Annotated in this window: 13 protein-coding genes; 4 read left to right on the forward strand and 9 right to left on the reverse strand. The window is 42.9% G+C overall.

Translation table 11 applies throughout. The features are described from left to right. Window positions 1–240: 240 nt before the first annotated feature. The 9 genes from O9332_RS13355 to O9332_RS13395 form a co-directional block, all read right to left on the reverse strand. Window positions 241–447, reverse strand: coding sequence for a type II toxin-antitoxin system HicB family antitoxin (locus O9332_RS13355; protein ID WP_012267433.1), 207 nt, complete (start codon window positions 445–447; stop codon window positions 241–243). A gap of 5 nt (window positions 448–452) precedes the next feature. Then, window positions 453–662, reverse strand: a complete 210-nt coding sequence (locus O9332_RS13360) for a DUF6887 family protein (protein WP_288025962.1) — start codon at window positions 660–662, stop codon at window positions 453–455. Window positions 663–743: 81 nt separating this feature from the next. Continuing rightward, window positions 744–1,016 (reverse strand): type II toxin-antitoxin system RelE family toxin, encoded by a 273-nt coding sequence (locus tag O9332_RS13365; RefSeq protein ID WP_288025964.1) that lies wholly within the window; start codon window positions 1,014–1,016, stop codon window positions 744–746. After that, entirely contained in the window at window positions 1,003–1,215 is a 213-nt protein-coding gene (locus tag O9332_RS13370) for a RelB antitoxin-like protein (RefSeq protein WP_002763396.1), read from the reverse strand. The genes O9332_RS13365 and O9332_RS13370 overlap by 14 nt, the downstream gene beginning before the upstream one ends. Before the next feature lie 51 nt (window positions 1,216–1,266). Further along, on the reverse strand, window positions 1,267–1,848 hold the full coding sequence (locus O9332_RS13375; protein WP_288025967.1) for a GUN4 domain-containing protein: 582 nt from the start codon (window positions 1,846–1,848) through the stop codon (window positions 1,267–1,269). Further along, window positions 1,781–3,277, reverse strand: a complete 1,497-nt coding sequence (locus O9332_RS13380) for a GUN4 domain-containing protein (protein WP_288025969.1) — start codon at window positions 3,275–3,277, stop codon at window positions 1,781–1,783. Before O9332_RS13380 ends, O9332_RS13375 begins: the two co-directional genes overlap by 68 nt. Further along, the gene (locus O9332_RS13385) at window positions 3,277–3,663 is read right to left on the reverse strand and encodes a Pepco domain-containing protein (protein WP_353853430.1); all 387 of its coding nucleotides are present in this window, start codon (window positions 3,661–3,663) and stop codon (window positions 3,277–3,279) included. The genes O9332_RS13380 and O9332_RS13385 overlap by 1 nt, the downstream gene beginning before the upstream one ends. A gap of 151 nt (window positions 3,664–3,814) precedes the next feature. Continuing rightward, a complete protein-coding gene (gene argZ, locus O9332_RS13390) occupies window positions 3,815–5,926 on the reverse strand; it encodes a bifunctional arginine dihydrolase/ornithine cyclodeaminase (RefSeq protein ID WP_288025973.1) in 2,112 nt (703 codons plus the stop codon). 172 nt (window positions 5,927–6,098) lie between these two features. After that, a complete protein-coding gene (locus tag O9332_RS13395; protein ID WP_288025975.1) occupies window positions 6,099–7,862 on the reverse strand; it encodes an SWIM zinc finger family protein in 1,764 nt (587 codons plus the stop codon). Between the two features lie 115 nt (window positions 7,863–7,977). On the opposite strand from O9332_RS13395, the gene O9332_RS13400 reads away from it, so the two are divergent. The 4 genes from O9332_RS13400 to O9332_RS13415 all read left to right on the forward strand — a co-directional run bounded on the left by O9332_RS13400 (window position 7,978) and on the right by O9332_RS13415 (window position 10,093). Beyond that, the gene (locus tag O9332_RS13400; protein ID WP_041804185.1) at window positions 7,978–8,259 is read left to right on the forward strand and encodes a ParB N-terminal domain-containing protein; all 282 of its coding nucleotides are present in this window, start codon (window positions 7,978–7,980) and stop codon (window positions 8,257–8,259) included. 13 nt (window positions 8,260–8,272) lie between these two features. Next, window positions 8,273–8,965 (forward strand): helix-turn-helix domain-containing protein, encoded by a 693-nt coding sequence (locus tag O9332_RS13405; protein ID WP_002763412.1) that lies wholly within the window; start codon window positions 8,273–8,275, stop codon window positions 8,963–8,965. Between the two features lie 485 nt (window positions 8,966–9,450). Beyond that, the gene (locus O9332_RS13410; RefSeq protein WP_002799399.1) at window positions 9,451–9,687 is read left to right on the forward strand and encodes a hypothetical protein; all 237 of its coding nucleotides are present in this window, start codon (window positions 9,451–9,453) and stop codon (window positions 9,685–9,687) included. Next, window positions 9,677–10,093 (forward strand): putative toxin-antitoxin system toxin component, PIN family, encoded by a 417-nt coding sequence (locus tag O9332_RS13415; protein WP_012266738.1) that lies wholly within the window; start codon window positions 9,677–9,679, stop codon window positions 10,091–10,093. Before O9332_RS13410 ends, O9332_RS13415 begins: the two co-directional genes overlap by 11 nt. Window positions 10,094–10,460 lie beyond the last annotated feature (367 nt).

Consider the following 10,460-nt stretch of genomic DNA (forward strand, 5'->3'; position numbering starts at 1 on the left):
CGAAAGTCCTTGACTTGTTTTAGTTTTTCTATTAAGCTCAACATATCTTTCAAAAGTTCGCGTTCACTTCTCATTTTACCTGACAGTGATCGCTTTTACTTTTGATATTCTGATGGGAGAATGAAACAGCCCTACCCTTATCAAGGGGGGCAGGGGGGATCGAACCTAAAATCCATTTTTAATTTAATTATAACCAGCTACTTAACAGATAAAAGTTGCAGACAGGATGCAGGTGATCGGTTACGCTTCGATATACTGGCAATAGGTGGCTGGTTGGGGAATTGGCAGCCCTTGCTCTTGTAAACCATCCAGATGAAATTGAATTGCTTCTTTCATATTTTCTGTGATTTCCTCTAGGGTTTTACCGGTAGTAACACAACCGGGTAAATCGGGAACATAAGCGGAATAGTTATTTTCAGCTTTTTCGATAATAATCGCATAACGCACGATTTCTATTCCTCAATTATTTGATTTAATTTTTCCTTGAAAATCGTTGCTATTTCTTTATAGGACATCGTTTGAGGTGCGGGATATTTAAACCCGTCTTTTTTTCGGCTTAATAATACTTCTAGTGCTTCACTAAAAATAGCTTCTTCGTTTCGATGTTCCGAAAGATACTGACGGAGTTCTGCGTTAGTCATTTCCGAAGGTGATTTTTTCATAATTCAAAGTTCCAATTCCCCTGTTCATCGATTAAAATGATCAGAAAGCAATTGACAGATAAAGATAGCGGTATCTTTCTATCAAGGAAAAGTTTTGTAAATTTCTCTACGATGTGCGACTCGTTGACAGATGATGGTTTGATTGGGTTTATCAACAGTCAGTCCAATCCTATAATCTGCAACTCTAATTTTATATTTATCTTTATGTCCTTTCATTTTATCGAGATAGCCTAATTCAAAAGGATTGTCAGTTTCTAACTCGGAAAATACGATCAACTCAACGCGAGATTGTATGTCTTTTGGCAAGGAGGTTAATTCTTTTAAAAATCTCTTGTTATATTCAACCTTCCACATTTTTGTTTTTAAGCGATTCTAAATATTGTAAGGCTTTTTCTTTGTCTAGGATTTGATCATTTTCAACTTCTTCGATGAGTTTTCCCAGTCCGTAATCCTCTAGGATTTCTTCGATTTTTTCAAATTCAGCAATGGGAATTTGAACGGCAATCGGCTTTTGATCTTTGTCTAATACATAGCTTTTGTTAATTTCTAGCATTTGGTTTTCCCTCCGATACAATTCTTAAAAATTGGCTGTAACCTTTATATGTTACATTTTACAAGTCTCGACGCGAGAGAAGAATACCCAACACCTACCACCACCAACCCAAAACCTCCACCACCAACCCCCACCCCCAACCGGGAGGTGTCCTAGGGGTGCTTTTAGGTCAAAAGTAACATCTTTGTAGTATATCCAGATATTATTCACTCGCCAGCCTACTCTATCTCCGAAAGCGTTCCAAACTCTTTCATTCCAATACCGCGTCCCACCGAGTTCGCGGTAGATTTTCGCCTGCACGGAAAAACCAAAGCGACCGCCACTATATTTAACCCATAATTGGTCAATGGTTCGCAAATCCTCGCAGGGAAAATTATTGATTGATACTAGCCATCCTTCTTTTGTGCGATTGGCAGCCTGTAGCATTACCTTCATGGTTTCTTCGTCCGCTTCTTTCCATTGCTGCCGTCTTAATAAATCTTCTAAGTTCCGATAATCGATTCCTTTGGCACTTTTTAGTTCGATTTCTTCCAGTGCTGCGGGTTTCGGGGTTTCTGTTATCGTTTTACAAGTCTCGACGCGAGAGAAGAGAAACCCTACACCACCCTCTCCCCCACCACAAACCCAAACCACACACCATAGCAACCCAACCCCACTCCCCACCCACCGGGAGGTGTCCATGGGGTGCTTTTAGGTCAAAAGTAACATCCCTTCCCCTGTATATCCAGCTATTATTCACTCGCCAGCCTACCCTATCTCCGAAAGCGTTCCAAACTCTTTCATTATACTCCCGCGTCCCACCGAGTTCGCGGTAGATTTTCGCCTGCACGGAAAAACCAAAACGACCGCTACTATATTTAACCCATAATTGGTCAATGGTTCGCAAATCCTCGCAGGAGAAATTATCGATATCTTCTACCCGTAGCCATCCTTCTGACCTGCGATTGGCTACCTGTAGCATCACGACTCTTGTTTCCTCGTCCGCTTGCTTCCATTGCTGTTGTTCCAGTAAATCCCGTAGCTTCCTGTAATCGATTCCTTTCTCGCTTTTTAGTTCGATTTCTGGCGGTGCTGCGGGTTTCGGGGTTTCTGTTATCGTTTTCGCCGACTCGCCATTTATCGGTTCCGTTTTAGGGGACGGTGGGACGGGTTGTTGTGTTAATTTTCGATTAATTCTGTCGTAATCTTGCCAGTATTTAGGTCTGGTTGTATCCAAAGCCAGAACTCGTCTCATCAACTGTCGCGCTTCCTCTAGCTTTCCCTCCACTTCCAACTCTAAAGCTTCCACTCGCAATAACTCTATATCGGGAGTCTTTGCCTGTTTCGGTAACAGAATCAGATGATTCTTGTAGTTTGGTTCGACGGTGGAGTGGGGAGTCTGCGGGGGTTTGTTGTATTGTCGGTTGATTTCGGGAATCCTTTCGCGGAGACGATTACAGAGTCTTTCTACCGTAGCGCAGTTATTTTCCCCTTGGATTCGTAAAGCCTCTAGAAGTGAATAGGTAAAGGAACCCTGTTGTAGTTCGGGAATTTCGTAGGATTCCTCCGTCGGACTACAGGAAGCGATGGTTATCACTCCCTGTTGCTTTTGCCAGCCTACGGATTTATTGCTAAAATCGTTCTCGTTGCGACAGGTATCGAGAAAGAGAATGATATTATCTGCACCGCATCTCCGTAAACGTTGGGTAACGTAATTGAGGGAAATGGTCGTCTGTTCGATTAAGGTCGGGTGTCCCTCGCTGGGAACGAGATAATCCTGTCCCTGATGGCGTAATCCGTGACCACTGAAGAAAAACCAGAAATTATCGCCGGTTTCTAAGCGTTGCGACTCGAAAAAGTCTTGCAGGAAAGCCATTAGATTTGTGTACGTCGGTTTCCTCTCCTGTTTGGAACCATTCGGCGCGGTTATTGGGTCAGAATCATCGGTAAACAGGAAAACTTCGTCAAAATTAATTTCGTCACGACAATAACGCGCCATCTCTACCGCGTCCTGCTTGGCATATTTGAGCGGTTTCAAGCGTTTGTATTTATTTATCCCGATAAATAATCCCCAGTTGGCCATTAGTCTGCGGTCGGTGTGTTTTTCTCGTCTCGCTTGAATTTTAGGGTTAATCCGCCTTTGGTGCCGGTCTTAATCCCCGTCCCTAACAATTTTACTTCACCTTCTCCGGTAATCTCTACGCAAAGCTCTACTTCATCGAGTTTAAAACCGGTTTGTTGGTTGACCTGTTTCTGTGCTTGATTGAAGACTTTGCCGATAAGCTGGAGAAAATGGGAAAGTTCTGTCTCTAGCTTCTCTATGCTCACTTTTACGCCGCGAGTCGCAGCTTCGGTGATAATTTTCTTCGTGTCCCAGGGATTGCGATAGGTGTCGTTTCCTTTCGCATCTTTATCGACGGTGACGGGGGTATCTTCTGCGGTGATAATCCAAATAGTTTCTTCTGGCATAACGTTCTCGTTTTTCGGCAATGGTTCTCCTTTATTATTCTAGTTACCTATTGCTAACTCACCTATAGAGATAGGGGTTAACTACAGAAACCAAAAAAGGGGGTTTAAATACCCCCAAAGCTCATAAGTTGTATGTTTTAGAGTATTGGTTTTAAACCGTTTCTACCAAGGGACGGGTTAACTTATCCAACTGTTGGGTTAACAGACTCAGGAATAAACCCACATCGGTGACGATACCCACGGATTCTACGGAACCTCGATCGCTTAATTTTGTCACCACGGCCGGGTTAATATCAACACAGACCATTTTCACCCCCGCCGGTGTCATATTGCCCACACCGATGGAATGGAGCATACTAGAGAGCATGAGAATCATGTCTGCACCTTGAATTAAGCGGGAATATTCTTCCTGTGCTTTAATTAAATCCATCTCCGTATCCGGAAGCGGACCATCATCGCGAATTGAACCAGCTAGACTGAAGGGGACATTATTCTTGACGCATTCATACATTACACCTTTTGTCAATACCCCGGCCGATACAGCTTTGGCGATGCTGCCGTGGCGACGGATGAGGTTGATAATCTTGAGGTGGTGACGATGGCCACCGCGCACGGGGATGCCTTTCTGCATATCTACCCCTAAAGAAGTACCCATGATCGCCTGTTCCATGTCGTGAACTGCGATCGCATTTCCCCCCAGTAAAGCGTGAACGTAACCATCGCGGATTAAACGGGAGAGATGTTGCGCTCCTCCAGTGTGAATGACCACCGGACCTGCCGTTACTGCCACTTTACCGCCCTGGTCGCGAATTTTACGCATTTCCCAGGCAATCTGCTCCACGGTTAACTCGACTCGGCGCTCGCTGGAAACCCCCGCACCCATAAAGGTAAATTCCTGAGTGCTGTTGCGTTGTTCCCTGGATTCCGCCTGTCGGATAGTACGGATGCCCTCAACTCCCACCATGACGCGATCGCCAGCTTTTAAATCCCGCAGGAGAGTACATTTCGCCGTTTTGCCTTCTGGACTTTCAGTGACGACGATGGCTGCATCCATGCGTTGATTTTCCACCCGCACCCATTCACAGTTAACCCGCACTTCCGTGGGATAAATGGTGCTGACATAAAAATCATCGGGAGCGACCCCATCTTGTGCCACCACTGCGGTATTGACATCACAGATTTCTTGGGGACGAGCGGCCGCACCGAGGTCGATCAATTGTACCATGATCTCCTCCATTACCTCGTGAGAGGGTGCAGAAACGCGCACTTCGGCCGAGGAGGTACTTTGGCGCTCAATCCCTAAGGTGAAGTTTAAAACTTTGAAGCTGCCGCCATTTCCTACCACAACATCGAGAGCTTTATTCATAATTCCCGCGTCGAGCAGATGACCTTCTAGCTGGAGAATGCGACTTTCAATGGTGACATTAGCGTGATGGTCTGGAATTAAGGGTTCAGTGGTACGCAGGGTTAAACATTTGGCCGCACCTCCTGCTTTTAAGAACTCCGTTAGGGGAGTTTGTACCACTTCAAACCCTTTTGACACTAACTTATATTGTAAATCGTCACTAATTTTATTCATGACGATTACTTCACCGATATTCACAGCATTACAAGCAAAGTTAACCGCATCGGCTTCTTCAACTATAATGCGTTTTTCTTCGGGAATTTTTAACTCAATTAACCGATTAGAATAGGCATCAAAAGCATCGGGATAGTAGAGGAGATAACCGCCACTAAGGGGACAAAAACAGGTATCAAGGTGATAAAAACGTTCATCGATTAAACGTAGGGATAAAACCTCGATATCAAGCCATTTAGCGATTAAAGGGTGGGAATCTAACTCAGTTCTGAAGCCATATCCTGCCCATAACCAACGTCCTTCCCGATCTAATAGTGCGTCTCCTGCACCTTCAAAGGGTAAATCTTTGGGCAGTTCGTGAACCGTAAAACCGTTATCTTCAAACCACTGCTTAAAATAGGGTTCTTCTCCCTGTCTTTCTTTGTGTAAAAAGCGACTGAGAACGACTATTTTTTCCAGAACTAAACCTGCATTAGCGGTAAAAACCATGTCGGGCCAGCCTTTTTCTGGTGGGACTAAATCCACAAGCGCCCGATCTTTGAGAATATGATAAAGCTGCTGCCATTGTTGCCTAGCTTTTTCCTGGGAAGATTTGTGAATGTTGCCCTCCATCCAAGGATTAATCACATAATCCACATCGTAATGATCGGGAGAACACATCAAAAAGCGAATAGTTTCAGTCATATTTTTTGACAATGAATATTCAGTATAAGTAGTCTGGAGATAAGTTTAGACCAATCTTCCATTATACTCTACTTTGCGTCGAAATATCACAGACTTAAGATTAGGACAATTCCTGCGCCACAAGCTAAAAACAGCCCGGTTTTAGCCGATAACTGACGGCTAGAAGCTTAAATTATTGTAAATCCTGATATTTAAATAACCCCATAAATTTCGATTTGCGTCCGTGTTCCTTAATTAAATTTTCTCGATAAGTTTGCCATTCTTCCCGTCTTCCCGACATATAAAAGGCATTACGAGCTTTTTTTAGCCATTTAATCGCTTCTTCGTAGCGATCAGCCTTTTTTTCGTCGAGTATCTTTTCCGCAGGAGGACGTGCGCGATCGATCACCCAGTTAGGATCGACGGTAGCAGCCGCATCCATTATCCGCCAAATTAGGTGAGACTGCACATAGGAATTATCAGAAACGACTTTAATTGCATCTCTAACTAAATTTTCGTGGAGAAATATATCAATTTTAGCCTCTGTGGAACGTCCACCGCTAAACTCGCGCAAGTAATCTAACAAGTCTAATTTTAAATCGGGCCAATCTTCCCCCGCTAAAGACTCAATTTTTTGGTAATGGGAAAAGGAAGGTTGGTCTTGAAATGCCTTAATTCTAGCAGCCAAAGCTGTATCTATATCCCCTAAAGATTGCGCTAGTTCACTTGTCCAGAGAGCTAATTGATAATAATAATTCCCTGGGAAATTTAGACCACCCCTGGCAATTATTAGGGCGGATTCTGGTGCGGATTCATCGCGTAAAGCTTTGGCAAAAAAGAAAGCTTCATCGTTTTTAGTTATCATATTTTTAGCCGCCGCCATCGCTTCCTCAATGCGATCGAGATAGACTAACTTAGTTAGGTATTCTACCGCTTGTCCTGAAGCTAAAGCTAGATTCAAATACTCCTGATCTTTTTCCTGTTGCTCGAAAATTTCTAAGCGAATAGAAGTCAATGTTTGGGCATAATTGGGGATATTATCTGACCACATTTCTGAAAAATTAGCCGATTCTCCCCGTAAAATCTTCTCTAAAACTGGATCGTCCCATCCCTGTTGTAAGGCTGCTAAACTCATCTCAAAATCGGCACTCCATTCATGCTGCCATTGCTCCATTTTTTCCCTTAAATCTTGCTTTTCTTGGGGATTAAATTCTTTACTTAAAATTGCCCCAGTTAAAACTCGATCGATTCTGGCACTTAAATCATCATTGACAGCACCGTAATCTTCTAAATTATCCCATTCCTCGATACAGGCGCTAATAATTGCTTCTAAAATAGCGATCGCATTATCCGGTTCTCCCTTTTGATAATAATCTTGGGACTCATCCACTAGGGCATAAATTTCATTAGAAATTGGATCTTCTTCGTAGTAATCTTCTTCGATCGCTCGCAGGGATTGCCGCAGTTCATTACGGACAGTATTACGATAAGCTTTGACATTAATAGTTATCTTCCCTCCCGCTTTATTAACTGGGGTAGCTGGCAATAAAAACTTATCAATTGTCTCGATAATTTCTGGGTGTTTAGCCACTAAATGATTAAGTAATTTTCTTAATTTACTTTCATCGATTGGTGTCAATAACTCCTCTAGGGAGGCTTTTTTAATAATTAATTCTGGTTGACGAGAACAGGTTAATAAAACCGCCACAATATGCTTACACCAACCCTCGTAATCGTAGGGACAGGAACAGGAGACATTCTCAAGATTATCTTGGTTAAAATCCATGGCAACTCGATAGGGTTTAACCTCACTACCATTCACTAAAGCTTGCAGATTTTGCCCCCGTTGCCAAAGAGAAATAACTGCACCGCTATCGTAATAATATTGACCGCGCTGATAGGAAGCATTGGTGCTATTTTGCCGGATAATTTTTTCATTGATAGGAGGAATAGTCATAGTCAGAAAAGGAGAGGATTGGGTGATAAAATCTTGTCTGTGTCAAGAAAACTGCCAGCACCGAGACAGACCACTGCATCAGCAACCGAGTCAACTTATCTTCAGTTTAGCCTAAATGTGCTATAGTAAAGACAGTATGGAAATTAAAAACATTCCTCTGTCCCAAATTCGTCGTCCTTTACCGCGACAAACCGATCCCGAAAAAGTTAATCAGTTGATGCAATCGATCGCTGAGGAGGGATTACGAGAACCGATCGATGTTTTGGAGGTGGATGGTAACTACTACGGTTTTTCCGGTTGCCATCGCTTTGCCGCTCATCAGCGTCTCGGTAAAGAAACAATTCTCTGTCGAGTTCGTCGCGCCCCTAAATCCGTTTTAGCTAAACACATCGCTTAAGCTGAGAAGTCCCATGAATGAGTCCTTATATAAATATCATCGGCAAAAATTAGAGCAGTTAATGGCAGAAATTGGCTGTAAAAATCTGGAAGAATTGAGTCGGTTATCGGGTCTATCTTCTTGGCAATTGCAGAGAGTTCGCCATGGTTTAATCGCCAAATTATCCTCTGAATCTTTGGTGAAATTAGCTAATGCGCTGCAGCTGCCAGTTAGCGATCTCCTCGCTCATTTTCAAATCCCGACGATGGGGACAGAGGATCGTTCAGGGGAATCAAAAATTCTCGAACAAGAGTATCAAAATTTACAGCAAAAATTAGACAAGCAAAAAGACGAATTAGCCGCAGAATTTCAACGTCAAAGCATCGAAGCGATCGAATCTTGGTTAGTTCAATGGCCCACGGCCGAGGCCGTTGCCCGCAAAAATCCCGACCTAGCAGCCGTCAAAATCCTCTCCCTAGTTAAACCGATTATGCAGTTACTGGAGCGCTGGGGAGTGCAACCAATTGACAGTGTCGGTGATCATGTGAGTTATGATCCGCAAATCCATCAATTGATCGATGGTCAAGCAGCAATCGGTACACCCGTTCTAGTGCGTTATCGGGGCTATCGTCATGGGGAAAAACTACTTTATCGTGCTAGAGTGAGTTTAATTAAAGTAGAAATGCCGGAAATTCAACCAGTAGAAACAGAAAATGTCACCGCTTAAAGTGATAATTCTTCCAGAGCTTTAGTGCTGTGAAAAATTCCCCCGTGGTCTGCTTTTATCGAAAAAATCGGGTCTAAAACCTCGCCTTAAGACGAAAAGTTTTTGGAGCGGGACATAAATCCCCATTACAAAACTAATGGCGGCTTGATAAACGCCCTCTGAACGGTTAAGATGATATATGATTCGGAGGGAAAAATATGTCAACGCCCTACGATAACTGTTTTGACCACATTACTGATCGTCCAACGAAATTCTGTTCGCCAGCAATGGTTACAGATGGTTTGCGGAGGTTTATTTGTTGCCGATGTTAGGATACTACTATTAGCGACGCTTAAGCGAAACCCAACCACACCAATATCGTCAAGAATGTTGGGTTTCGCTCAAACCATTGAATTGAGCAGTTTTCTCCTAAGGATTAAATCGCTCAACCCAACCTACAAGCTGAAGAATAATAATTCAATTTGTATTTGTGCTACTTTGAAAATATGAAAGCAACGATCCGAAACGTTAAAATTAGCGAAATCCCCACAGCGATCGAGCAGTTAGGTTTGTCTGCTCATGCGTGTGTCGATTTCACCATCGAGAATCATGAGATGACGGGAAACGAACAGGAGGAAACCACCCAAGCCTTGATGGAAGTGGTGAATGAAATTCGTGCTTATGCCAAGAGTCAGGGATTGACTGATGAGAAGTTGGAAGAGCTTTTAGTAGATGAATCGTGAACCCATAGTTATCGATACGAACGTCTTTATAAGCTTCGCCTTAAGCAGTACGACAACACCAGCTTTGGCTGTAGAATACGCGATTAATAACTTTATTATTCTGCAAAGTCCCGCAACCATAGGCGAGTTGGTCACAAAACTTCTTCTCCCAAAGTTCGAGAGGTACATTACACTGGAGCAGCGCCGACAACTGCTAGTAAGAATTTTGGAAATTTCGCTGCTGATTAGACCTACTGACCACACTGAAATTTGCCGAGATCGAGACGATAATAAATTCCTAAATCTGGCAACCAGTGGGGAAGCACGCTATCTCATTACTGGTGACAATGATTTGCTTATACTGCAACGCTATGGGAAAACAGAGATCGTTACACCAAGGGAATTTTTAAAAATTGTTCGGCGGTGAAGTACAAAAAATCCAGTTTGAGTGAGATGATCGAAAGAACAACATCGATATCGAAAAACACGGGATAGACTTTAATTTTGCCAAGACAAGTGACTTAAGTAGTAGGTTGGGTTGAGCAATAATAACTTTTGTCTGTCAAATATTAGTGACGCTTGAGCGAAACCCAACCACACCAATGTCGTCAATAATGTTGGGTTTCTAAGTAGCTGGTTATAATTAAATTAAAAGGTTCTTCGTTACTTGGTATGGTTCGATAGGGGGGCATAAATCGACTAAATCCTTATCTGGCAAGAGACTTAATTGATTAGTTCGCTCTAGATAAAAAACAATTGACAAAAATCGCTAAATGCCTTTCTATATAAGGGTT

The sequence above is a fragment of the Microcystis sp. LE19-10.1B genome, from assembly GCF_027530565.1.
Classification (GTDB): domain Bacteria; phylum Cyanobacteriota; class Cyanobacteriia; order Cyanobacteriales; family Microcystaceae; genus Microcystis; species Microcystis aeruginosa.